The sequence below is a fragment of the Geminisphaera colitermitum TAV2 genome (assembly GCF_000171235.2).
In the GTDB taxonomy this organism is placed as follows: Bacteria; Verrucomicrobiota; Verrucomicrobiia; order Opitutales; family Opitutaceae; genus Geminisphaera; species Geminisphaera colitermitum.
Window position 1 is genome coordinate 1 of sequence record NZ_ABEA03000042.1, and the last position, 22,084, is coordinate 22,084.

19 protein-coding genes are annotated in these 22,084 nt (G+C 58.8%); 6 read left to right on the top strand and 13 right to left on the bottom strand.

The window, feature by feature from the left end:
* Nucleotides 1-78 precede the first annotated feature (78 nt).
* Nucleotides 79-1,113, bottom strand: a complete 1,035-nt coding sequence (locus tag OBACDRAFT_RS05615) for an HAD family hydrolase (RefSeq protein ID WP_043583579.1) — start codon at nt 1,111-1,113, stop codon at nt 79-81.
* A gap of 141 nt (nt 1,114-1,254) precedes the next feature.
* Between OBACDRAFT_RS05615 and prfA the strand changes: the two genes are divergently transcribed.
* From prfA to OBACDRAFT_RS05630, 3 genes are all read left to right on the top strand, one after another.
* Nucleotides 1,255-2,376 (top strand): peptide chain release factor 1, encoded by a 1,122-nt coding sequence (prfA, locus tag OBACDRAFT_RS05620; RefSeq protein ID WP_043583581.1) that lies wholly within the window; start codon nt 1,255-1,257, stop codon nt 2,374-2,376.
* A gap of 128 nt (nt 2,377-2,504) precedes the next feature.
* Nucleotides 2,505-3,143: a response regulator transcription factor gene (locus OBACDRAFT_RS05625; RefSeq protein WP_043583583.1), complete on the top strand. Its 639-nt coding sequence runs from the start codon at nt 2,505-2,507 to the stop codon at nt 3,141-3,143.
* 138 nt (nt 3,144-3,281) lie between these two features.
* Nucleotides 3,282-4,340, top strand: a complete 1,059-nt coding sequence (locus tag OBACDRAFT_RS05630; RefSeq protein ID WP_081721835.1) for an exosortase/archaeosortase family protein — start codon at nt 3,282-3,284, stop codon at nt 4,338-4,340.
* A gap of 111 nt (nt 4,341-4,451) precedes the next feature.
* Here the strand turns inward: OBACDRAFT_RS05630 and OBACDRAFT_RS05635 are convergent, their stop codons facing one another.
* Complete coding sequence (locus OBACDRAFT_RS05635; RefSeq protein ID WP_043583586.1) at nt 4,452-5,741, bottom strand: alpha/beta hydrolase family protein; 1,290 nt, start codon at nt 5,739-5,741, stop codon at nt 4,452-4,454.
* Nucleotides 5,742-5,909: 168 nt separating this feature from the next.
* Here OBACDRAFT_RS05635 and OBACDRAFT_RS05640 point away from each other — a divergent pair, with 168 nt between their 5' ends.
* Nucleotides 5,910-6,650 carry a four helix bundle suffix domain-containing protein gene (locus OBACDRAFT_RS05640; RefSeq protein WP_043583588.1) on the top strand — a complete coding sequence of 247 codons (741 nt, stop codon included), beginning with the start codon at nt 5,910-5,912 and terminating at the stop codon, nt 6,648-6,650.
* Between the two features lie 70 nt (nt 6,651-6,720).
* Here the strand turns inward: OBACDRAFT_RS05640 and OBACDRAFT_RS05645 are convergent, their stop codons facing one another.
* From OBACDRAFT_RS05645 to OBACDRAFT_RS05660, 4 genes are all read right to left on the bottom strand, one after another.
* Complete coding sequence (locus OBACDRAFT_RS05645) at nt 6,721-7,470, bottom strand: rhamnogalacturonan acetylesterase (protein WP_052361277.1); 750 nt, start codon at nt 7,468-7,470, stop codon at nt 6,721-6,723.
* Nucleotides 7,471-7,492: 22 nt separating this feature from the next.
* Nucleotides 7,493-9,928, bottom strand: a complete 2,436-nt coding sequence (locus OBACDRAFT_RS05650) for a right-handed parallel beta-helix repeat-containing protein (protein WP_043583589.1) — start codon at nt 9,926-9,928, stop codon at nt 7,493-7,495.
* Entirely contained in the window at nt 9,928-10,938 is a 1,011-nt protein-coding gene (locus OBACDRAFT_RS05655) for a hypothetical protein (RefSeq protein ID WP_043583592.1), read from the bottom strand. Before OBACDRAFT_RS05655 ends, OBACDRAFT_RS05650 begins: the two co-directional genes overlap by 1 nt.
* A 79-nt stretch (nt 10,939-11,017) precedes the next feature.
* Nucleotides 11,018-11,782 carry a type II secretion system protein gene (locus tag OBACDRAFT_RS05660; protein ID WP_043583594.1) on the bottom strand — a complete coding sequence of 255 codons (765 nt, stop codon included), beginning with the start codon at nt 11,780-11,782 and terminating at the stop codon, nt 11,018-11,020.
* 204 nt (nt 11,783-11,986) lie between these two features.
* On the opposite strand from OBACDRAFT_RS05660, the gene OBACDRAFT_RS05665 reads away from it, so the two are divergent.
* Complete coding sequence (locus tag OBACDRAFT_RS05665; protein ID WP_043583596.1) at nt 11,987-12,994, top strand: LacI family DNA-binding transcriptional regulator; 1,008 nt, start codon at nt 11,987-11,989, stop codon at nt 12,992-12,994.
* A gap of 394 nt (nt 12,995-13,388) precedes the next feature.
* On the opposite strand, the gene OBACDRAFT_RS05670 is transcribed toward OBACDRAFT_RS05665, so the two are convergent.
* The 4 genes from OBACDRAFT_RS05670 to OBACDRAFT_RS05685 form a co-directional block, all read right to left on the bottom strand.
* The gene (locus OBACDRAFT_RS05670) at nt 13,389-14,447 is read right to left on the bottom strand and encodes a metallophosphoesterase family protein (RefSeq protein ID WP_043583598.1); all 1,059 of its coding nucleotides are present in this window, start codon (nt 14,445-14,447) and stop codon (nt 13,389-13,391) included.
* A gap of 75 nt (nt 14,448-14,522) precedes the next feature.
* Nucleotides 14,523-16,793, bottom strand: a complete 2,271-nt coding sequence (locus tag OBACDRAFT_RS05675; protein ID WP_043583600.1) for a pectate lyase — start codon at nt 16,791-16,793, stop codon at nt 14,523-14,525.
* Nucleotides 16,794-16,878: 85 nt separating this feature from the next.
* Complete coding sequence (locus OBACDRAFT_RS30570; protein ID WP_043583602.1) at nt 16,879-17,625, bottom strand: prepilin-type N-terminal cleavage/methylation domain-containing protein; 747 nt, start codon at nt 17,623-17,625, stop codon at nt 16,879-16,881.
* 72 nt (nt 17,626-17,697) lie between these two features.
* A complete protein-coding gene (locus tag OBACDRAFT_RS05685) occupies nt 17,698-18,537 on the bottom strand; it encodes a hypothetical protein (RefSeq protein WP_232766704.1) in 840 nt (279 codons plus the stop codon).
* A 242-nt stretch (nt 18,538-18,779) separates the two neighbouring features.
* Here OBACDRAFT_RS05685 and OBACDRAFT_RS05690 point away from each other — a divergent pair, with 242 nt between their 5' ends.
* Nucleotides 18,780-19,808 (top strand): LacI family DNA-binding transcriptional regulator, encoded by a 1,029-nt coding sequence (locus OBACDRAFT_RS05690; protein WP_043583606.1) that lies wholly within the window; start codon nt 18,780-18,782, stop codon nt 19,806-19,808.
* A gap of 736 nt (nt 19,809-20,544) precedes the next feature.
* On the opposite strand, the gene OBACDRAFT_RS05695 is transcribed toward OBACDRAFT_RS05690, so the two are convergent.
* Genes OBACDRAFT_RS05695 through OBACDRAFT_RS05705 form a run of 3 tightly spaced genes read right to left on the bottom strand, consistent with a single transcriptional unit; the run spans nt 20,545 to nt 21,975 of the window.
* Nucleotides 20,545-20,889 carry a type II toxin-antitoxin system RelE/ParE family toxin gene (locus OBACDRAFT_RS05695; protein WP_052361278.1) on the bottom strand — a complete coding sequence of 115 codons (345 nt, stop codon included), beginning with the start codon at nt 20,887-20,889 and terminating at the stop codon, nt 20,545-20,547.
* Nucleotides 20,880-21,134 carry a hypothetical protein gene (locus tag OBACDRAFT_RS05700; protein ID WP_052361279.1) on the bottom strand — a complete coding sequence of 85 codons (255 nt, stop codon included), beginning with the start codon at nt 21,132-21,134 and terminating at the stop codon, nt 20,880-20,882. The genes OBACDRAFT_RS05695 and OBACDRAFT_RS05700 overlap by 10 nt, the downstream gene beginning before the upstream one ends.
* 52 nt (nt 21,135-21,186) lie before the next feature.
* Entirely contained in the window at nt 21,187-21,975 is a 789-nt protein-coding gene (locus OBACDRAFT_RS05705) for an endonuclease/exonuclease/phosphatase family protein (protein WP_043583608.1), read from the bottom strand.
* Nucleotides 21,976-22,084: the final 109 nt, after the last annotated feature.

Here is a 22,084-nt window from a genome sequence, read left to right on the forward strand (position 1 = left end):
GCATCACCGCTCCGGGCTTTTTTGTCCAAAGTGGCGTGGGTGTCCCCCTCCCCCCCCCCCCCCCCGCGCCGCCACGCCTCACAAAAATGTATCCTGCCGCAGCTTGCCGGCGGCTGCGGCGGCGCGGGCCGCCGCCTCCTCGGGCGACGGGTTCAGGTGTCGTGGCGGTTTGGATACGCGACGGGCCACGGCGGCCTCGCGGTCGGCGACGATGCGGGCGCAGATCGCCTGCACGTGGAGCCGCAGCCATTGCTCGGTGCTGGAGCCTTCGGTGTAGTCGGCCGGTCCGTAGTGGTCGATGCGTCCGTCGGCACGGAGCTTGTCGTTCTGCGCGAATTCGTCGGTGCGCCGGGGATTGTAAACGGCATAGGCGCGTCCGCCGCCTTTCTTCACCACGGAAAAACTCGGAATGTCGCTGGGGCCGTCGGCAATGTAGATCATGTTCTGAAACGGAATGCGCCGGTCCTCGGGACTGATGTTGGCGTTCACGTCGATGGCGGGGTTTTTGTTGGTGCCTTTGTTGATCTCAAAGAGGGCGCGGGTTTTGGTGGTGTTGTCGATGACCATGCCGATTTGCGCAATGAGGGCCTCGGCGGCGTTGAACTCCTCGAACTCCGCCTGCTGGAGAAAGCCGGGCCGCAGGGGATTTTCGATAAATTCGCAGCCCCACACGCCGTCGATGTGGTCCGCCACCGCGCAGCCGCGAATCATCTCGGCAAGGCCGGTGCTCACCACGTAGTGCTCAAGCTGGATGTCATGCTTCTCATACTCGGGACGTTCGCTCACCCAGGCGCGGGAGCGGGCGAAGAAGTCGGGGATGCCGGGATAGAATTTCAATTCGCCGCCGCATTCGCGGAGCACCCGGTTGTTGAGGCCGGGCATGGTGCCGGTGAGCACGCTGGTGAGAAGGTGGTTGAGGTAGGCGATCTCGCCGGAGAGGTGGTAACCACGCTTGAGGTAGTGGGCGACAAGGCTGTTGGTCTCCGCCCAGAAGGTGGACTCGTTGACCCCGTAGCGCCGGAAAATCGGAGCCTGCATGTAGTCGGGGATGAGGGTCTTGTCGAAGTCCCAGATGCACGCGATGATGTTTTGTGTGAAAAGCGGCGTGGCCATGGCGAAGGGAAATTAAGAATTAAGAATTAAAAATTAAGAAGTCCAAACCACCGAACCGGCACCGCCAAACCACACACCGCAGCGAAGTCCGTTTTTTTTAATTTTTAATTCTTAATTCTTAATTCTTAATTCTTAACTCCCATGCAGTCCCTTCCCGACATCTCCCTTTTCCAGCGCCGCGCCGACGAACTCGATGCGCAGATGCGTTCGCCGACGTTTTACAACGATGCCCGGGCCGCCGCCGCCGTCACCCGCGAGCATCAGCAGGTCACGCAACTGCTGGCCGACCATGCCGCCCACCGGAAAACACTGGCTGAGATCGCCGAGGCGCAGGCGCTTATCAAAGACCCGTCGGCTGACCCCGATCTGCGCGAACTGGCCGAGGCCGAACTGCCGGAATTGGAAGCGCGGCGGGAGCGGCTTTTCCGCACGGTGCTCGCGGGCATGATCCCCCCCGAACCGACGGATTCGCGCGACACCGTGCTCGAAATCCGCGCCGGCACCGGGGGCGAAGAGGCGGCGCTGTTCGCGGCGGAACTGGCGCGCATGTATCACCGTTACGCGGAGGATCGCGGCTGGACGGTGGAGCCGACCGGCAGCAGCGAAAGCGAGCGGGGCGGGTTCCGCGAAGTGAGTTTCATCATTCGCGGGCAGGACGTGTACAAGCAGCTCAAGTTCGAGAGCGGCGTGCACCGCGTGCAGCGCGTGCCGTTGACCGAAGCCAACGGGCGCATCCACACCTCGACGGTCACGGTGGCGGTGCTGCCCGAGGCGCAGGAGGTGGACATCCGCATCGATCCGCAGGACCTCGAAATCACCGTGCAACGTGCCAGCGGTCCCGGCGGGCAAGGGGTCAACACGACCGACTCCGCGGTGCGCATTGTACACAAGCCGACGGGCATGATCGTGTATTGCGCCGACGGGCGTTCGCAGCAGAAGAACAAGGCGAGCGCGATGTCCGTGCTGCGCGCCCGCCTGCTCCAGCGCAAGCAGGACGAAGAGGCGGCAAAATATGCCGCGCAGCGTCGTGGGCAAATCGGCACGGGCGACCGCAGCGAACGCATCCGCACCTACAATTTCCCGCAAAACCGTCTCACCGACCATCGCATCGGCCTCACGCTCTACAGCCTGACGCAGGTGATGGAGGGCGCGCTCAATGAGGTGGTGCAACCGCTGCAAAAAGCGGAGTTTGAGGAGAAACTGGCCCTCCTCACCGGCCAGCCCTACGACCGCCGTCGCGCGGCGAGCGGCGACGACGATTGAGTCGATGACGGTTGAGTCGGCACGCACACCGGCAGCCCAAGCGCCCAGGCCGGTGATTTTGCATATATATGTATATAGCAGGGTTATTGTTGCTTATACAAGGGGTCGGTTGTTAGCAGAGTCTTTTTGTGAAACTCGTAATCGTCGAAGACCAGACCATGCTTCGGGAGCTGCTGCTCATGGCCTGTGTGTGCGCGATTCCCGGCTCCGAGGTGCGGAGCGCGCCCAATCTCCAGGAGGGGCTCGCGCTTTGCCGCCAGTTGCAGCCGACAGTGGTGTTGCTTGATGTGGTCCTGCCCGATGGCGACGGACTCGATTTCGTGCCGGCGATCAGGAAGGCGGTTCCAGAGGTGAAAGTGCTCACGCTCTCGTCGCACACGGATGAATACACGCTGCACCGCGCGCAGTCGGCGGAAGTCAATGGTTTCGTGGATAAAAACGGGCAGACGCTCGACATCCTTCAGGAGGCGATCACGGCGGTCATGGCGGGGCAGACCTATGCGTGCTCCGTGGTGAGGGAAGTGCGGGCCCGGGTGCGGGCCGACCCGCTCGCGTTCGCCAAGGTTTTGTCCGACCGCGAGATGGAATTGCTGTGTTTGTTTGGCCGGGGCTGGTCCAACGAGGAGGTGGCGGCGCATGCGGGGTTGAGTCCGCGCACGGCGCGCAACCACCGGCAAAACATCATGACCAAGCTCGGCCTGACCTCGACTCCGCAACTGATCCGCTACGCGTTGGAAAAAGGATTTGCCCGGGCCAGCATCTCGTAGCCGCGACATGGTCCGCCGCACGCGCCACCGGTTCCCCAAACGGCTGGCTTGCGCACCAGCCGTTTATGGGAATGATTTGCGCCCTTCGTTCCAAAACCTGTCATTTCCCGGTTCATTTTTCCGTTCATTCACTCGCCCATGCTCGACTCCGCCAAAAAATTCTCCGCGATTCTTTCCCCTGGTTTTTTTGCCGCCCTTCTCGTGGCGGCTGGCTTCATGGGCTTCATCGCCTGGGACCAATCCCACTGGTGGAAATTGAAGGAGGACTACGGGTTCGGCTGGCTGGTGCCGGCCTTTGTCGTGTTTGTCGTTTATGACCGCTGGCCCCGGATCAAGGCGGCTGTCGAGGCCTGCCGCGCTCCCGGCAGCCTCCGCGCGAAGGGAGCGGGACGAGTGGTGCTGGGCAGCGTGGCCACGCTCGCGGCGGTGTTTGGCGCGCTGTTATTTTTCATTGGCGCCTTCTACCGCGCCGGAGCCGGTCCGTCCTATCCCGGCACGCTTGCGATCACGCTCGGCTCGGCCGGCATGTTGTTCGCGCTGTTGTTCATCAATGCCCCCGAAGCCAAACCGGTGACGCCAGCCCGTATGCTGGACGACGCGCGGGTGCAGTTGGTGGCGCTGTTCGTCTTCCCGATCCTCGTCTGGCTGGTGTCCGCGCCGATGGTCTCGGTGGTGGAAAACAACCTCAGCCTCTTCCTGCTGGGGCGGGTGACCGCCGTGGTGTTTTTCGTTTTCGATATTCTGGGGCTGACCATCGAGCAGCAGGGCAACGTTCTCGTGCTGCCCAAGGGCCAGGTCGGCGTGGCCGAGGCGTGCTCGGGCATTCGCTCGCTCACCGGCTGTCTGTTCGCCGGATCGTTTCTCGCGGCGGTATTCCTGCACAAGCTCTGGAAAAAAATCGCGCTGGTGGGCTGCGCGATGCTGTTCGCATTTTTCACCAACCTGCTTCGCGGCATTTTTCTCACTGCCTGGGCCTACAACTACGGCCCCGAAGCCATCGAAGGCACGGTCCACGACACGGCGGGTTACGCGGTGCTGGGCCTCACTGTGGTCGGCCTGCTCTGCCTGCTGCCGCTCTTCAACCTGAAGATCAGCTTCTCCGACGCCCCCCCCCCCCCCCCCGCCCCTCCCGCCGACGAGAACCACACGCCCGGTGGTCATGGAAACGGCAATACGACCAGCCCGGCGGGAGCGTAAGGTTTTGGTTTCCCGCCACGGTGCAACGCGCGCAACGGGATACAGATTTGCCAGGCTTGTTCCCGTTGCATGCGTTGCGCCGTGGCGGGAAAATGATCGCTGCGGGAAAAATCAGAGTGCCGATGGAGGCATCTCCACATGTTCGCTGCTCACGATCAGGCCACGTGCATCGGTGAGGTTGAAATAAAAAACAGACGCGTCAGCCGGCACCGTCGCCGTGGCTCGTGATGCGACATCATCAACCGTGGCTGTCATGGTTTCCCAAATACGATCCTGCCAGCGTCCGCCAGACGTGCGCGTAAAATTGAGAACGGCCTCGCGGACAGGCGTGTCAGGCGCGGCAGTCCATGTGACCCATGCGGCGTTCGTCGCCGCGTCGCGTCCCTGTCCGGTGACGCGGGCAAGCGACACGCCGCCTCGCACGATGCTGTCGGCAAAGGCGCGGATTTCCTCGGGGTTTTCGCCGGGCGCACCGTGCCCGTGCTTCATGCGCACACGCAGGCAAACCGCCTGCGTGCCGGGCGCGGCGCGATACGAACGTTGCCAGGCACTCATGGTGAATGCGAAATCGTTGGTGCCGTTGAGCCACAAAATCGGCAGGCGTGCCTGCGGCAGACGGTGTTTCGGGTCCCAGAGACGGTTCCATTCAGTGACGCGGGCGGCGGCTTTTTCCCAAGGGACTTTTGAGTCGATGAAGCGCGAACCGTCGTCCTCGTTTTCCGAAATGAATCCGCAGCCATAAACCGGCACGGCAAACTTGAGACGCGTGTCGATGCCAATGACGTTGGCGAGCACCACCGCGCCGTAGGAAATGCCTGTCGCGCCGATGCGCTCCGCATCCACTTCAGGAAACGACGCGAGCAGCGAATGCGCGAGCAGTGTATCCGCCACGGCATGATACATCCACTGGTCGGCAACGGGGAGCGTGATGTCGTTCGTGCCGCTGCGTTTGGGACCGGGATTTTGCGGGTTGCGCTGCCAGTGGCTGTATTTGCCAACGGGAATGCCGCCGTCGTGGTCAAACGCGATGGCGGCGTATCCCCGATCCACCCACAGCTTGACCCAGTTGGCGAACGCCGTGCCGCCCGCGCCGTGAACGAGCACAATGCCGGGCGCAGGCTTGGCGGACGAGGCTCCGGCGGGCGCGCCATAAAACGCAAAAACGCGCGTCGGGTTGCCCTGCCAAGGAAGCCCTTCGAACGCGAACGCACGCACGCCGTCGGGAAGCGCAGCGACAGCCTCGGATTGCGTATAGGCGGCGGGCGCATCGAACACGCGCGGCGGAGACTGGAGCGCGGCGAAGTCCCAAGTGGGGGCAGGCGCGGCAAGACCCGTGGCTACAAAAAACACGGCCAAAACGACCGCTATGTTACGACGACAACCAGGAAGGCGTGATTTCATGAAATGAAGGCTGCATTCAGCGGCTAAACGTTGCCGGGGACGAGAAGTTTCGACAGGTGACGACAGGTTGCGACAGATAACGAGTCACCTTGACCGTCACCTGTCGTTCCCTGTCGCCAACCAGTCGGAGCTTGCGATACCGCATCGGGAACGGCATGCCGCAGTGCCATGCCACTGCAATTCTCCCCATCTGCCGGTTATCGGCGGCTCGATTCCTGGACGCTGGCGTGTATTGCCCAAATGGCTACATGCCGCTTCTGCCAAAAATTCCTCACCCGCAACCTTGATCCGACCGGCCGCCAATACGACCAGATGACCCAGGCCGCCCGTTCCGGCAAGGTCAACATTGTCGAAGGCTCCGCCCGCGCCTCGACCTCCAGGGAAACCGAAATGAAACTCACCGACGTCGCCCGCGCCAGCCTTGCCGAACTCCACAGCGATTATGAAGACTGGCTCCTGCGCCATGGACAAGTCCCCTGGCGCAAGGATTCGCCCGAGGCCCAAGCTGTCTATAACACCCGTCTCGACAAACCCGATTACGGCAACGATTACGTCCACGATTCCTGCATCCATATCCTCGCCCAACAAAAAAAATTCGCCCGCTGGCTTGAGACGGACGACTCCAGCATCGTTGCCAACGCACTGCTCATTATCATCAGCCGTGTTATCAACATGCTTCTTCGCCAACTCGAAGCGCAGGGAGAGATTTTTAGCGAGACCGGAGGTTTCCGCGAGCAACTTACCACCGCCCGAGTGGAAACACGGGCGGCGAAAGAAAACGCGCCCCTTTGCCCCGAATGTGGCAAACCCATGAAACGCCGCAAAGCCAGGACCGGCCCCAATGCCGGCAAGGATTTCTGGGGTTGCACCGGTTTCCCCGACTGCAAAACCACCCGCGAAATCCCCTGAGGGGGGGGGGTGACAGGCCGCGACGGATTGCGACAAGAGCCGACAGGTGTCCATTAAAACCCGTCGAAACTCATCGTCCCCCGTCGTTACCTGTCGCCACCCTGCCCAGATCGGCGGCGACAAGCCGCGCAATCTCCCGAGCCCCTGTCTCCGTAAAATGGGTACGGTCGCCAAGGCCGGGGCGGTCGGCGTTGTCGAGTTTGTTGACGGTGTAGGACTCCGTCCCGTCCTCGCCGAGTCGGTCGAACAACGTTCCGCTGGTGGCGTGCAAGTCGATGAGTTTCACATCGAGTTCGGTGGCGACGGCCTTCATCGCATCAGCGTAACGTCCGAGTTCGTTGGTCGGATGGCCGTTCTTGTAGAGGCGGCGATGAACCGGTGTGACAAGGATCGGCGTGACACCGGCAGCGCGCGCCTCGCGGACAAAACGCCGGAGGTTGTCGCGATAATCGGTGGCGGCGTCGGTGGACTCGGGTTTGTCCTTCGCGTGCGAATCGTTGTGACCAAATTGAATCAATACGTAATCGGGCTTGGCCGCGAGGACGCCCTGCCAGCGGTCAGGCGGAAAGGTTTTGGTGCTCAAGCCACCGCGCGCGGCATTGGTGATTTGCGTGCCTTTGGGCAAAAATTCGTGCAGAAGTTGCCCCCAACCTCGCATGGGCGATGTGGGTTTGTAGTCGCAAACCGTGGAGTCACCGATGAGGGCGATTTTGAGCGGTGCGATTGCAGAGGGCGCAGCATGGATCGACGCCAACGAAAAAACGGCGGACAGAAACAGACAAACATGCGCCAGACAGGAATGATATTTTGCAGTATTCATTTCTTGGATTCTTTTTAACTCTTCATCTGGCAAAATTTCCCGGAGCGTAGAGAAAATCCTCCGGCTCTTTGCCCAACGCAACAGCATCCATTTCGAACGGTTGTTTTTCGGCAGGCGCGAGGACAAATTCGTTGCGTCCCGCAAGCAACACGAGGGGCGCGTTGGTTGCGCCTTGCGGAAGGCCGATGTTACCCCAACAGGGCACCTTCGGAATCTCGCGACCCAATTGCTGCTCTCCACTGCGAATCGACATCAATTTGTCATTCAATAAAATGCGGCTGACGCGATTTCTGAAACGTCCGAAAAGATAATATTTGCCCGCTTGGTCGGGGGTGAGATCGAAAACGAGTTTGCAGGATGCGGACTTGCCAGAGGGGGGGGGGGGGGCACTGTTTTCGCCAAGCAGTTCGATTTTGCCGTAAATCACGTTGGCACGGCGGGTTTTGACTTTGGCGTCGTCAGCGCGATTATCGAAATAAACCGTGACCGGACGCGACAAGCCGTTGTTCGTCCGAATCAGAAAAGCCCCACTGTGCAATCGCGCTTCCTTGACGTTTTTATAAGTATTTCTTGTGTCGATGGTAAGAGTGAGCGGTTTTCCCGCCTCCAAGACGCCGCGCGAGGGCGTCACCGCAAAATAATTCGTTGCAACGGGTTGAACGATTGAAAATTCGATGCGCGTGTTTCCGCGTCCGGCGGACGGCTCGGTTTTCGGAGTGAGCGTGAGTTGCGTTTTTGTTGTTTGCAGGTCGAGGCGGATTTCGGCGGCGGAGGTTTCAAAATCGAGCGGACGTTCCGGCAGGGCCAAAGCGGTGCCAAGTTTTCCGTCGGGTGAAAAGTTGGGGATTTTTTCACCGCGCAATTTTTCACGCACGTCGGGCTGCAAGCGGAAATCGCCGTTCGGGGCGTCGCGAAACGAGGCGGTCTGGCGGTAACCGTGCGTTTCCTGTTTTTCCTGGTCCAGACGCGCAAAAACATCCACGTCCGTGCGCGGGCGAACCAGGCTGAGAAGATCGTAATCCACCGAGGTCTTTTCGCGAAACACGCCGCCCGCAAAGAAGTTGGAAGCCTGGATAATGTTGTTGCGGCTGACGAACTTGAGGTTGCCGGAAACGCGGTCGGGCTCGCCTTTTCCAAACCCCGACACCGCTTCGACGTCGGTCACGATGGTGTTGTTGAAGAAGAAAATTTTGCCGTCGCCGCGCTTGCTGTAATTGTTCTTGAGCGCGGTGTTAGCCGTGCCGAATTCGTCGCGCAGATTGACGATCAGGTTTTCAAAGATGAATGACGGGCCGCGCAGGCATGGGGCGGTGCTGATGCCGCAAAGTGTTCCCTCAAATTTATTTCGGAAAACGCGGCAGTTGATTTGTCCGCCATCGAGTTCGATGCCGTCGTCGTTGCCAAAGCCGAAATAATTGCCGTAGATTTCGGCGTCTTTCCAGGGGCCGCCGCGAATGTCACCGTTGATGTTGCTTTCGACGACGTCATTCCAGCGATGCAAGTCATTGCCGACAAAATCGTTGTAGCGCAAGACGACGCCGCGTGCGCCGCCGAGAAACACGGCGTTGGGTCCGGCGGGATGGGAGTAAAACCATGTATTGGCGCGACTTTTCGGATCGTGGATGTAGTTGCGTTCGAGGATGATGTCGCTTCCGCCGCGAATCATGATTCCGGCCTGGTTATTGATGTTGCGTCCGTTGTCGCGATAAACGCTGTGTCTGCCGCTGGTGTCGAAGGGCAACACGCGTTCGGTGCCGTAGTTGGAAATGTCGCAGTTGCGGATGCGGATGTGTTCGCAATCAATGATGCTGATGGCGTTGTAATTACCTCCTTCGAGCGTCAGGTTTTCCAGAATGATGTAATTGGCTTTGATCAAGAGGATCGCCTGAGTTTTTTGCGCGGGGCCAAGCAGGGTGACGCCGGGCGGAGCGGTGTAACGGAGATAGCCGTCGGCAGTGCCGGATTCGCTTATGGTAAAACCGTTTGCGATGTCAGCGGGGGTGAGGGTAATGGTTTTGGCAACGGGAACGTCGTCCGAAAGTGTTCTGAATGTTGCGGTGGCGGTGTCAGCGCGTCCGGAATCAGTGTAGGATATTGATAGTTCGTAGGTTGTGTCAGGATCGAGGTTGGCAAGGATGCCACGGGCCTGATGATCGGCGGGGTGGAAGGTGAGTTCGCAGGCGTCTTGCCACGCGGCGGTGGCGACTCCCCCCCCCCCCCCGCTCCCGGTCGCTGTTGCGATTTTGCGGAAGCGGACATTGGCGGAGAAATGATCGGGCTTACCAGCGGTGAGGTCGTTTAGATAAATGCCTGCGCTTAGAAAAGTTGGGTATATTTCAAGGCTAGGTTTCCCGGTTGCGGCGAGCGCGGAGCCGGGCAGGGCCAAAGGCAGGAACGCAAGGAGGATGAAGAGGAGGCGGTATTGGCGGCATGAGTACCGCCCGTTGAAGTTTTTCATTATGCCGAGGGCTTGTTTTTTCTGGCGAACAGGTTGGCGGCGGCGGCAATCGCGGCGGTAATGACACCGAGGGCGGCGGCGGTTTTCGCGGGTTCGGGGACGGGCACGGGGATTTCGTGTGTGACGAGAATGTTGTCCACAAAATAGCCGACGCTGGTGTTGCCGCCACCGGAGGCGGTCGTGAAACGGACGGCGGCGGCACCAGTCTGATTGGTGGTCGAGACGAAGGAACTGACGAGCGAGCCACTGACGCTGCGCTCAACGGTCGTGCCATCGAGTTTCATTGAAAAGGAGGAGGTGGCGGCATCCCACGTGATGGCAAAGGTGTGTTTGGCGTCGAAGGAGACGGTGGCGGTGGTGGCGCGGGCCTGATTGCCGCTGGTCTCGCCGTTCGTGTAAATAAAAACGGTGCCGTAGCCGTCGGTGGTGCTGCCTTGGACTTGGAAGGAGACGAGCGAGGTGCCGCGGGTGGAGTCGGAGTTGCTGGTGTCGGGCATGATGTTGATTTCCATGATGCCGGTGCCGTCCACCGGTGTCGGCATGTAAAAGTCAAAACTCAATGTGCCCGTAGTGAGCGGCGCGACGGCAGTGTAATTGGGCAGGGCGAATTGGAGTACCGGCATTTTGGAGCTGGAGACTTGTTTGTGATACCAGAGGTAGCCGGAGAGGTTGCCGGAGCCTCCGAAGGGGTCGGCAGGCGTCACGGGTGTCGTGGCAGAGGACGCGGTGGAGCCGGCTGTCGAGACGAGCGTGGTGTTGTCGTTACCCGCAGTGCCGCCATCGGGGCGCGTAGGGTATTTGACGAGGACGCCAGTCGTGCCCGCGTTGGGTGGCGGGGCTCCGACGGTGGCCTTCTGGAAATCGTAGCGGAGAACGGTTTCGGTGATGGTCGTGGCGGCATGGGCTGTTTGCGTCGCGGCGGCAGTGATGACAAGAGCAAGCGTCGCGGCGGCAAACACAGCGGCGAGGTGGCTGGCAGGCTTGGCGAAGGTTTCGGGTTTGGTCTTCATGTGTAGTTTGTGGTTTAGGTTGCTTCTGGTGAGAAACAGAGAAGGGGGGGGAGGGGGGGAGTGGGATGGAGGAGGCGGTTTATTGGCCTGTCCAGATGGTGGCGGTGTAGTCGTTCAGTTTTTCGAGCGGGAGTTGCTCGACGTGGGCGTCAACGAAGGCGACGTTTTCATGGTTTTTGTGCGGGTATTTGAGGTTGTCGAAATACTGGTGGAACGCGTTGCTGCCGTGAAAAGGCGAAATGGAGTTGTCGAAGTATTGCCCCGATGCGTTCCACGAGCCGTCGAAGATGAAGAGGGTGCGCGAGGGCTGCGTAACAGCGTCAATTTTACAGAGGATTTGGGCACGGCTTTGCGGCGATTTGACGAGGTTGTTTTCGTATTCGGGGACGACGCCCGCGTTGACGCCGTAGGTGTGCTCGCCCTCGCTCGTGACGACGTTTTCCTTGATCGGGAATTGCCGCGCGAGGGTCGGGCAGGTGAAGACTTTCGACTGCTTTGCGCCGATGTAATCGCGCACACCCGGCTCGCTGTGGGCGGAGGTGTTGTAAAGGCGCTTACTGGGGAAATACCCACGGTTGTCCTGCGCGTAGAGGAGCGCGGCGGAGGTGAGTTGGCGGAGGTTGGATTTGCACGTCGCCGCGTTTGCCGATTCGCGGACTTTGCCGACAACGGGAATCATGATGCCCGCCAGAATCCCGATGATGGCGATGACCGTGAGCAATTCGATCAGCGTAAAGGCGGAAGAGGCCGGGGAAGGGATCTTAACAGGACTTCGTCCTGTTACCTGAGCTAGCTCAGGTCGCGGCGATGGTTCGATCAGGGGGAAGACACGTTCGGGGTTCATTGAATTGATTTGTGTGCCGGTATCAATCGGTTATTACCGGCAGCGTGTCAATCCACATTTTCAAGAAAAACAAAGGCTATCAATCAATTGATAATAATAAGGTTAAAATAAAATATGAGATAGACCCACATCAAGAGGAGATAATTTCAGCAATCTTTTAGAATTTGATTGAAGCTTATATTTTTTGCATTACCGGTAATCAACATGCAAGTCAGTCAACGACAGATCGCCGATGCCCTAAATATCTCCGTCATCACGGTTTCGCGGGCGTTGCGCGACCACCCGGACCTCGCCGAAAACACCAAAAAACGCATTCTCCAGAAAGCTCAGGAACTCGGCTACGTGAAACCCCCTCCCCGCCTCAGCGCCTCCCATCTGACCATCGCCGACAACAACCCTTCCATGCACTCCAACGGCATGCCACGCCGCGTGGGCATCCTGCTCTACGGACCACACATCGACCTGCTCAGGTCGGACGTGATGCGGAGCATTTTTCTCGGTCTGCAACGTGAATGTCAGCTCCATGAGGTCGAAACCGTAGTTGAAACTCCACTACCCGGCGATGTTCCCCTGATCGTTAAAAATCAAACCGTGGGCGGCGTGTTTTTGTTTGGACGCTACACGCCGGAGGCCATCCGCACACTCGGCGACATGCCAGCGCTGGCGGTCAGCAGCTTTATCGAGTGCGACGGTTTGCCGCGCATCGTCGCCGACAACGCACGCGGCATGAGGGAGGCCACCGAACATCTCATCCAACTCGGCCACAAAAAAATCCTCTTCGTGGGCAAACGTGAGATGAACACGCAGATCTTCCGTGAGCGTGCCGACGGCTACGTGGTCGCCATGCATCGCGCCGGACTCGCACCAGCAGTGCGTTTTCTGGCCGCTGACGAAAAACTGTCCGACGAAGAAATCCGCCGCCACACCGCACTCGCCTGTGCAAGCGACGCACAGGCCTACGACATCCAGGAGCCCCTGCGTGCGCGCGGCTGGAATCTGCCCTCCGAGTGCAGCATGGTCGCCTTCGACAACATTGATGCCGCGGACCACACGCTCAAAGTCACCAGCTATGCGCCCGACTGGAACATGATGGGCAAACTGGCGGCGGAGTTGCTGCTCTCACGTCCGCTCGACATCAAGGGCAAAAACCTCGTTGTCACCGTCCCCGGAAAACTCATCGTGCGCCACTCCACCGCGCAACTCACCGGATAGTCACCCCGTTCTCCGCTCGATGAACTCCGTCCATTGGTCAACCGCTTGCAAGCGAACGGTTGCTTTGTATCCATAAGGTTCTTCGACGTTTTCAGTGGAAAGACAGGATTGCGATATGGAGTGCGGCGATTCATCGCCGCTTTGGACGACGTGATTGATCACGTCGCCTCGCCTTGCCCTCTTGCACCCTCTCTACCGTCTTGCAAAGGACGCACCGGAAGCGGGAGAAAGGAGGGTGAACGGCGGGAGGGCGGGCCGTTAAAACGACCCGTCTAAAGCGGCGATGAATCGCCGCACTCCATGCCAAACCACTGAAAACGTCGAAGAACCATCCATAAATCCGATCAGACAGGCACTCATCGAGGCGGGCGAACTGAATCACAATGTAGTCGGCTCAGGCGTTCGATAGCCGGGGCGCGAGCGGCAGCGAGAAGGCGCGCTCGTCGGGATTGCCCGCGATGTAGAGTTCATGGGTGGGGTGGGTGGCGTCGGTATAGTCGATCCCGTGACGTCGCTTGCCGTGGAGGTTGGTGGCGTAAGGCTTGGCCATTTCCTCGGGAACCGGGACCATGCGGACGTCAATGCGGTCATCGAAAACGTCGAAAAACGCGATATCGTGGGGGAAGCTGGCCAAGCCTGAAGGCATGATATGTTTGATGCCGTTTTTCTCCACCACGCCAGTCAGATGCAGATGCCCGGAAAGAACGGCCAGCACGCTGTCCCGATGCTTCTCGATCAATTGGAGCAGCGGTTCATCAAAGGCCATCCAACTGGTAAAACGGAAACTTTTTTCGAGCACTTCGGCCTCGCGCATCGGGACCAGGGGGATGTGACAGACGATGATTTTCGGCAGGCCGGGATGGGAAGACAGGGCTTCCTCCGCGAATTGAAGGCGCCGGCGGCGGAGTTCTTCCTGCGTCTTCTGGCGGGCCTGGGACGGCGGCTCGCCGCTGTTGTTGAGCACGACGAAGAGGATGCCCTTGTGCTCGAAGGTGTATTGGGCCCGGTTTTGTCCATACTGGTCGCGGTAGGCTTTTTCGTAAACGGGGTCGGCCTCGCACTGGATGTTCTCGTGGTTGCCGACGCAAGGGTAGGATTTACAGGGCAGCCGGTCGGTAAGCCTGGCGAAGGCGGGGACTTCCATATCCAGCATTTCGAGCGTCCTGCCATGCACCATGTCACCGCCGAAGAGCACGAAGTCGAACGGGGCACCGAACCCGCCCTTGCACAGCGTATCCATGAACCACGCGGCGCGCTGGTTGGCTCCGGAATACGCGCCGGGCTGGTCGAAGGGATGCGTCATGTGCAGATCGTTCGCGAACACGAAGCGGTAGCGAGGCTTTTCCCCGGATGCGGCGGCCCAGACAGAGGGACGCGAGGCGAGCAGCGCGAGGCCCGAGGCGGAAAGCGCGGTCTTGATAAACGAACGTCTGGTGTTGGTCGAGGTGTGCACCGGTGGGCAGAAAAGAAGATGTTTTTTCCATTGGACGTGGCACGGCCAGCCTGGCCTGTCCCTCAACTCAATGTATCAAGGATTCTGATTCCACGGCACATCATACCAGCCGGACGGGCGGGCCAGATTTTTGAACTCTCCCAAACCATGCGGGTATGAGCCGCCGCGATACACCAGCGGCAACTCCCCGCGCGCCGTGCGGGCGGCATCAATGTATTGCAACAGCATGAGCGCCCGGGCGTGCCCCGGCACGAACCCCGCGCCCATGGACTGGATGGAACCGGCGACTTTGGGGAATATCCACATGCCCGCCTCGTTTTGCGTATCCGCCGCCATCTTCCCGCGCGACTGCGTCAGTTGCAACATCACCGTCGCGCCCGTTTCATCGAGTGGTTTTTCAACGACAGGATAAACCGCCGTTTTCAAAATGCCGTCGATGTCGGGAACCTGCCAGTCGGAGCGGGCGGGCACACCGCGGAAAAACGCGGCATACGCCTTCGCCTCCACCTCGTCGTCCAAGTGGTAAACTTTATTCTGGTGCGCAATAATGGGACGCCCCGTTTCCACTTCGTAGTAATCAAACATTTTGCCGCCCCTGGTGTTTTTGGCGAACCAATCCCGGCACAGGACAATGGCGTCGCGGTAACGTTTATCACCAGAAATCCGATACAAAGCGGCAAGCGCATCGCAGGCGTCGGCGGTGGCGGTGCGCGACATCGCGGGCGGCTCGAATTCGCGCGCCCAGACCGGCCGCATCTGGCTGTCGTATTGCTGCGCCCAGCAGCCATTGACCGCGCCGCCCAGTTGCGCCTTGAGCAGCCAGTCGCCAGCGCGCTTCATCGCGTCGATATAACGCCGGTCTTTCGTGAAGTGCCACATCAGCGTCATCACGTCGATGGCGTCATTCATCGCCAGGTCATTGATTTCGCCGCCATTGGGCAGGCCGCGCGCGGTGCGTCCGCACTTTGCCTTGATGTCGTAGTGGTGCGACCAACTGCCGTCCGGATTTTGCGCGCTCAAATAAAATTCCCCCGCGCGCATCGCCGCCTCGAGATACTTTTTCTCGCCGGTCAGCCGGTAAATGTAGCATAGTAGATAAAGCGGGTGGCTCTGCACGCTGTCCTGAAATTTGTATTCCGCCTTTTCGCGCGATTCGACTCGATTGACGCCGACGTTGTAGATGTAGAGCCACGCGCCTTCGGGGATTTGGGCGGCGACGTAAAAATCAGCGGTCTTGCGGGCAAGGTCGAGGTAGTGGTGATCGTTGAAAATTTCGTAACCGTAGAGCAAGTGGGCGGCGATGAGCGCGGTGCCGCGCGATTTGTCATTGCTGATGACGTTGTCATACGAAATCAGTTCACGACCCTGCGCGTCACTGCCGAGCAACGTGGGCCATGAATACATGTTCTGCCAGCCGCCAAAACGCTGTATTTTTTCCAGCGTCGCAAAATAAGTGCGCGCGCCCTGCTCGGCTTTCACCAGCAGGGGGGGGGGGGGGGGGAGTTTTTCAAAGGCCAGCAAGAGGTCGAGCGGCTGGTTGCAGATCTGCAATTCATCAAACGCCGTTCCTTGGAGGCTGTTCACATCCATGGCATACGCATGCGCGCCCACCTTGGCGGCGGAGCCTAGGAATATCACGAGCGTGCCGCGTTTGTTGTTGGGAAATGTCAACGCCCCGCGTTCGCCCGCGCCGTCGAGCGCGATCAGGCCGGTGCCCGCCTTCGCGTCCCACGAGGCGACCACAGAATGCCATGCCTGCGTATCCAGATTTTCAGGCAAGGGGAGCGCGACTTCCGAAATCGTGCTCCAATACGTGCCGAGCTTTTTCTCCCGCGAATTGGGGGTTTGGAATTTGCGGACAATCAGCGCAAGCGCGTCCGCTTTCTTGACGATCTCGATGCTGAACGTTTCGCGGCGCGCGGAAAACAGCGTCATCAACTGTCCGCGTTCCCAAAATTGTCCTTTCGCCGCGAACCGCACCGTCGCCGCGTCCGGATTCAGGTTGCTGCCACCGGTGAAATGCAGATGCCCGCCGGGCTCGGTCACAATGATTCCCTGCCGGTTCACACCGTCTTTTAACGGCGCGATTCCGTATCCGCCGGCCAGCGAATTGCCCGATGCAAAATCCGCGCCGAAGCGGGCATTGTTGAGCAAATCGTTAATGCCATTGCTGTTGCGACTTCGCTCTTCACTGGTGAAATCGCGCACGGCATCCCAGCTTGCCGCGAGCGTGACGAAGCGGCCCGTTTGCGCAGGCACCCGCCAAAAATTTTCGGGGACAGAAACCGGCTCGGCCATGACCGGCATCGCGGCCGCAATGAACAAAACAATAGGAGATATTTTCATGATAGAATAATGGAAATGGAAAAATGGGAAACCTACCTTCAACCGCATTCGATTCCGGTCAGATCCACTCGGGAGAAAGCGAACCTCACTCCGGCCACACTTTGAACGCCTTGTTCACGACGCTGGAATGCGCGTTTTTCTGGCGGGAGTGGACATTTTCAAAATACTCACGGTCTTTGGCGGCGACATGTCCGTCGGCAAAAACCGCGTGAGCACGGTTGCCGTGGCGCAGCCCGACGCGCCATTGGTCGTCACCCTGCCCGATGCAATAGCCCTGCACCGGCTCCAAGCCTGCAAGGTTGCGATACGAATCGGCCACGAGAAAAAAATCCGCCGGTGACTCAATCGCCGACAAGGGCAACAGTCCATCGCCGTCCTTGGCTTTGTTGTAGGTATCGTTGTCACCCTCCGGACCCCACATCCGCATCCCGTAGCGACCATTCAATACATCGGTATCCGACACCGCCAGATCACTCAAGGACCTTGGCGCGATGGATGGGCAAAGAAAAATATCCGAGTCGCCATGTTGATTGCCCTTGCTAACGTAGCCCTCTCGACCAAGCCGTCGATACCAGTGCGTATAGGTCGCACTGACGCCGTCGCTTTTGAACTCGGCTTTGTATTGGCGCCCCAAGATTTGATTTTTGTGGTCGCTGGCGAACGCTTGCAGTGCAACGCCGATTTGGCGCAGGTTGGAAATGCATTTCGCCTTCTTCGCCGTTTCGCGCACATGGCTGATTGTCGGCAAAGCGATCGCCGCCAAAATGCCGATAATAGCGATGACCGTCAGTAACTCGATGAGGGTAAATGCGCGGTGCTTGTGATTGTTCATACTGGGGAATCAGGGGAATATAGGGGATAAAATCGACGAGATGGCCATCACGGACATCTCGTCAACCAAACATCAGGAAGAGCGACGGCGGAAGCGGCAGGCCACGATTCCGACCAGCGCGGCAACTCCCAAAAGTGCCGCGTTGGTCGCAGACTCGGGTATATTGGAAGTCGCACTTTGAAGGATGAAAAGACTTTCTCTGGTGGTCGCTGCCTCCACCGTGGTATCATATTGGGTCACTACGCCACTGCTTCTCGCCCAAGTCGTTCGGAAATTTCGGGCCGAGCTGGCCGTGCCTGCGGAACGAATGTTAATGCTATTTCCTGCGGTGCTGTCGAGCCAGTGGAACACAATCCCATACGTCGTCCCCGCCACCAGTGAGACTGAATTTGAGAAAGTGAACGTGAGGAACTGCTCCGCCACCAAGCTGGAAGGCATGGTCACTGTTTCCGAATACACGGTCGAATAAAGCGTGGGAGCCGCCGGAGGGGTGGTCCAGGATGCTCCGGGCTCCCCAATCGTGTGTTGCCCTGCATCCGAAATCTCGCTGTTGAAAGCCACAATGGAAACCGAGAACGCCGCCGTCGTCTCAGGATTGGGATTCTTTGCGGTATCATAACCGTACGAATGCACATAAACCGTCACCGTCCCCAGATCGGCCGCACCCGACAGACTGAAGAGGAACCCGCCAAACCGGTCAATATTGGCGCTGCGGTTGTACTGCACATTAGCCGACGCATGCGGCGTCGTGGACCCGCTGCTTGCGATCACATTTGTATCGGGAGCCGACGCCGACTGGCTGAGGGAGAGGGCATTGATGGCGGGAAGGGCCACCGCCGCCAAAAAGGCGGTCAAGACGGTTGCGGCAAACCGTGAAGGACTGGATGGGAATTTTGGAGACGCGGTTTTCATGAGATTTCGATGCTTTCTCTGTAGGGTTGGTTTTGCCTTATTGGTTTATCGGTAAAAATGACGCAAAATGCCGGTAATTAGTCAAGTTTTTCTGCCGGTATTTTTGATAAATATTTCCAGATTTTCTTCTCATTTACCTACAATAAGTTAAAATGAACAGACGGCTTATGGGACCAATTTTTTATGATCTGGTTTTAATTTCCATGTTGCTTTGGCTGTGAAAATTTTTACCGGTAATTTTTATGAAGGTGAACCAACAACAGATCGCCAAGGCGCTAAATCTTTCCGTCATCACGGTTTCTCGAGCATTGCGCGATCACCCGGACCTCGCGGCCGATACCAAGATCCGCATCCTCCAGAAAGCCCGCGAACTTGGTTACACCAAATTTCAGGCGCGCACCCAAATGATGGGAAACACCGGAATTTTTCGTGAGACGTCCGGCAGCAATGGCAACGGGCACCCGGCACGGGTCGGCATCCTGCTCTACGAAAGCGATGAGGCGCATCAGGTCGATCTGCTCAGGTCCGACGTGCGACGAAGTATTTTCCTTGCCCTGCAAAAAGAGTGCCAACGCCGCGAGGTTGAAACCATGATCGAAACACCTGCGGCAGGCGACATCCCCCTGCTCGTCAAAAATCGGACGGTGAGCGGCGTGTTTTTATTTGGCCGCTACACGGAAGCGGCGGCGCGGTTGCTTGGTGACACGCCGGCGCTGGCGGTGAGCAGTTTCATCAGTTGCGGCGGCCTGCCGCGCATCGTGGCCGACAACGCCGGCGGAATGCGCGAGGCAACGGAATATCTGATCGGGATGGGCCACAAAAAAATCCTGTTCGTGGGCAGCGCGGATTCACGCACGCAGATTTTCCGCGAACGTGCCGATGGCTATGTCGTGGCCATGCATCGGGCCGGACTGGTATCCGAGGTGTATTTCACGCCAGAGGCCAAAGAAGTGCCGAATGATCTGCTGCGACGCTTCACCGCCATCGCCTGCTCCAGTGACAGCATGGCTTACACCCTCCAGAATCAGATGTTCGCGCGCGGGTGGAAGCTGCCCGATGAGTGCAGCATGGTGGCGTTCGACAACCTTCTGGCCCAAGACCGTTCGCTCAAGGTCACGAGCTACGGGCCCGACTGGGATTTGATGGGACGCCTCGCCGCTGGCCTGCTACTCGCGCGTCCGCTCGACCTGCAAGGCAACAACGTCGTCGTAACGGTGCCGGGCAAGCTCCACGTGCGCGGGTCAACAATGGCGGCAAACCGGAAAGATTAAAGAAAGGGCAGAATTTCCCGCCACTGCGCAACGGACGCCACGCTGAGAGGCAACGTTGATACCGATTCCCCGATCAAAATATCTCACGCAGAGACACAGATTGGCTGCGCCAAAACCGAAGAAAACAAACCAACCGCGAATGGCCGCGAATAGACGCGAATTAAAGAAATCCAGTCGGAATCCATTGATTTTATTCGCGGCCATTAGCGACCAGTCGCGGTTGAAAAAAACCGAACCCCCCGGACTCCCCCAGCCAGAGGGAAACCATGCGCTTCTGCGCACGGTTTTTCACGATAGTGAACAGAGACGCGGAGTTCCGAGCGACATGCCTGCCAATCTGATATTACGCGAGGAGCTGTCTTGAAGAGGAGGGCGGGTCTCCCGACCTATACGCGCTAACATGTTTCGTTTTTTTCTTCATTTTTTGATTCAAACCAGCCTTTTAAATCTAAAAATCGCTGTTTTCTGCTGAAATAATCTCAAGAAATGCGTGGCGATTGAAAAGATGTTAGCGCGTATAGGTCTCCCGACCCGCCAGACGCGGCGCAGCCGCGCCTTCCGGAATTGCGACGCTTCGCGCCGTCGGCGGGTCGGGAGACCCGCCCTCCTTGGTTGGTTGTGTAACATCAGCTGCCAATCCTTTTATTCCCAATCATTTGCGCCTCTGTGTCTCTGCGTGATCACTTAAACCTTGCGACAAATTGAACCGACAATGCCCTAAAACGCCCCCTCACCCTCACGAATCAGTTTCCGGGGCTTCAAGAAGGCGGGCCTGCAAATCTCTGCTGCCATGCAAAAGACGCTCGGCCCAGAGCGTATCGTCGGAATACCGATAAAAAATCAAATGCGCCCCAAATGGCGCATCCACTCTCCCAGAGCGTATCTCTCGCAACAGGGGCGATTGAAAACACCTCAACCGACCCTGCCCAGGATGCAGGCGAAGAGATTCGAGCGTGCGAGACACGGCAGTCAGATAACGACGGGCAATCCGTTCACCCGCTTCGCGCTGATACCAGACATAGGTGCGATACAGATCGACCGCGAAACCATCGGAATGCAGCAGTTCGCGCATCATCTCCATTGCCCGTCCAGCCGCGCACCCCGCCGGAGAACTTCCTGCAAGTTGTCATCCAATCGGAATAACGTGTGCCGCCCCGTCACGGCAGGGAGCAAGGCGGCTTCAAGCGCAGGGCTGTCGATATCCGGAGCCATTTCGGGCTCCGCCAGTCGTCTGTTTTTGAGGAACAACAAAAAATCGTGCGTCTCCTGAATCAGCGAATCCGGGGTGTTTTCGAGTTCCAGGATCATGGCTTCTTTCGCGCTCATGCGGGATACATTGAATCTCACTGTGTTCGTGGCAAGCCGGAGCTCGAAACAATCACGCCGCATTCGGCACGGCCATCTCCACCATCACCGGGCGGTGATCGGAAAGGTAGCTGCGCACGACTTCGCTTTTCGTCACCTGCTGCTTTTCCGGCACGAGCACAAAATCCAGCGAGCGACTCGGCAATGGCGACGGAAACGTACGCTTGCCGTCGAGCGGATGCAACGCGTAGCCGCCGAAGTGATTGAGTTGCGAGAGCAGGCTCGCCGTCGCGTCCTGCGGAGAGTCGGCGGCGTTGAAATCGCCGCACACCACGGGAGGCATCGCCCAGCCAGGGCCCGTGGTTTTTTGACGCGCCTCCAGATAATCGAAAACCTTGTCCACCTGATCGAGCCGGTGACGGCGCGAACGGTAATGCAGGTGCAGGTTGACGACCGGCACACGCCGCCCGCCGATGTCGATCTCGACAAATAAAAATCCTTTCTCACCCACCTTGCTCGAACCGAAGGCCGTGGTCTCCCATTCAAGGATCGGGTGACGCGAGAGGATCGCGTTGCCGTAGTTGAGATTAAAAAGGCCCTCGCGCCGGTTGTGCACGCCGAAGACCGCATACTTGAAACGCCCCGCCCGCCGCAGGAGTTCCAGATGGTCGAAATTGCCCGCCCAACGGGAGTTTTCGTCGATCTCCTGCAAGGCAACGATGTCGGGCTTCAAGTTTGCCAGCAGACAGGAGATTTTGAGGAGGTTGCGCCGCACCTGCCGCTTCGAGGAAAACCCTTGGATCGGAGCCAGTCCACGCCCGTGGGCGATGTTGTAGGTGACGATGCGGAGTGGCTGCGACATGAGCGGAAAATGTGGAGAAAAACGAACCACATACTCTGCGCCCGGTCGCAGCCATTCGCAAACGGAAACAGGAGGGCGGTATACCGAAGGGGGCAGGCCGTTGTTTATT

Bases quoted from the DNA above. Each gene is read 5' to 3' on its own strand.
- OBACDRAFT_RS05660 (WP_043583594.1), bottom strand. From the start codon at position 11,782: ATGAACCCCGAACGTGTCTTCCCCCTGATCGAACCATCGCCGCGACCT.
- OBACDRAFT_RS05705 (WP_043583608.1), bottom strand. From the start codon at position 21,975: ATGTCGCAGCCACTCCGCATCGTCACCTACAACATCGCCCACGGGCGT.
- OBACDRAFT_RS05685 (WP_232766704.1), bottom strand. From the start codon at position 18,537: ATGAAAACCGCGTCTCCAAAATTCCCATCCAGTCCTTCACGGTTTGCC.
- prfA (WP_043583581.1), top strand. From the start codon at position 1,255: ATGCAGTCCCTTCCCGACATCTCCCTTTTCCAGCGCCGCGCCGACGAA.
- OBACDRAFT_RS05615 (WP_043583579.1), bottom strand. From the start codon at position 1,113: ATGGCCACGCCGCTTTTCACACAAAACATCATCGCGTGCATCTGGGAC.
- OBACDRAFT_RS05665 (WP_043583596.1), top strand. From the start codon at position 11,987: ATGCAAGTCAGTCAACGACAGATCGCCGATGCCCTAAATATCTCCGTC.
- OBACDRAFT_RS05645 (WP_052361277.1), bottom strand. From the start codon at position 7,470: ATGAATACTGCAAAATATCATTCCTGTCTGGCGCATGTTTGTCTGTTT.
- OBACDRAFT_RS05700 (WP_052361279.1), bottom strand. From the start codon at position 21,134: ATGAGCGCGAAAGAAGCCATGATCCTGGAACTCGAAAACACCCCGGAT.
- OBACDRAFT_RS05690 (WP_043583606.1), top strand. From the start codon at position 18,780: ATGAAGGTGAACCAACAACAGATCGCCAAGGCGCTAAATCTTTCCGTC.
- OBACDRAFT_RS05650 (WP_043583589.1), bottom strand. From the start codon at position 9,928: ATGAAAAACTTCAACGGGCGGTACTCATGCCGCCAATACCGCCTCCTC.
- OBACDRAFT_RS05635 (WP_043583586.1), bottom strand. From the start codon at position 5,741: ATGAAATCACGCCTTCCTGGTTGTCGTCGTAACATAGCGGTCGTTTTG.
- OBACDRAFT_RS05655 (WP_043583592.1), bottom strand. From the start codon at position 10,938: ATGAAGACCAAACCCGAAACCTTCGCCAAGCCTGCCAGCCACCTCGCC.
- OBACDRAFT_RS05630 (WP_081721835.1), top strand. From the start codon at position 3,282: ATGCTCGACTCCGCCAAAAAATTCTCCGCGATTCTTTCCCCTGGTTTT.
- OBACDRAFT_RS05695 (WP_052361278.1), bottom strand. From the start codon at position 20,889: ATGGAGATGATGCGCGAACTGCTGCATTCCGATGGTTTCGCGGTCGAT.
- OBACDRAFT_RS30570 (WP_043583602.1), bottom strand. From the start codon at position 17,625: ATGAACAATCACAAGCACCGCGCATTTACCCTCATCGAGTTACTGACG.
- OBACDRAFT_RS05640 (WP_043583588.1), top strand. From the start codon at position 5,910: ATGCCACTGCAATTCTCCCCATCTGCCGGTTATCGGCGGCTCGATTCC.
- OBACDRAFT_RS05675 (WP_043583600.1), bottom strand. From the start codon at position 16,793: ATGAAAATATCTCCTATTGTTTTGTTCATTGCGGCCGCGATGCCGGTC.